We start from the raw sequence: 766 nt of genomic DNA on the forward strand, positions 1-766 counted from the left end.
TCAGCGCATGGCCGACGCCCTCACCGAGCTCGCCCGCCGCCACCTCGGCACCGACCACCTGCCCAGCCGACACGGCCACCCCGCCCAACTCCTACTACTCGCCAACCTCACCACCCTGCTCAATCACAACCACCACGGCGGTGGCGGAGGAGGCAGCAGCAACAGCAACGACAACGGGAGCGGCAACAACAGCAGCGGCGGCACCGGCGGTGGGAAGGCCACGCCCAGCCACCACAGCGGCGGCGGCAGCCCCGGCGGTGACCGCACGAACGGGCACGACCGCACGCCCCGTCGGGCTACCGACCATCCCAGCGGCGACAACAGCGGCCACGATGAGCCCGACCCCGACAACTGCGGCACTGATGCGGAAACCGCTGGCACGGACATCGACCATCACAGTGGCCCGGACATCGACCATCACAGTGGCCCGGACGTCGACCAGGACGGTGGCGTAGGCATCGACCACGGTGGCGTGGGTGACGACGCCGTGGGTGACGATGGCGGGGTGTTCTACCTACACACCGACCAGGAGGACCAAACACCCCCCAGATGGTTACAAGACACCTGGGCACGCCGCTTCGGCGTCGCCCCGGCCGAACTCACCTGGAGCGGACCGGTCTCATCCGAGGCCCTACGCCGCATCGCCTGCGACGCCGACATCACCCCCATCCTGCTCGACCAGCACGGCGTCCCGCTGCGCGTCGGACGTACCGAACGCTGCGTCACCCCCGGGATCTTCACCGCGTTGATCACCCGAGACCGCGGC

Annotated in this window: 1 pseudogene; it reads left to right on the forward strand. The window is 69.6% G+C overall.

What is annotated here, in order from left to right:
• Positions 1 to 7: 7 nt before the first annotated feature.
• Positions 8 to 766, forward strand: a pseudogene (locus ELR45_RS32330) (DUF222 domain-containing protein); the annotation flags it as partial.

The sequence above is a fragment of the Phytoactinopolyspora endophytica genome (assembly GCF_004138495.1).
In the GTDB taxonomy this organism is placed as follows: domain Bacteria; phylum Actinomycetota; class Actinomycetes; order Jiangellales; family Jiangellaceae; genus Phytoactinopolyspora; species Phytoactinopolyspora endophytica.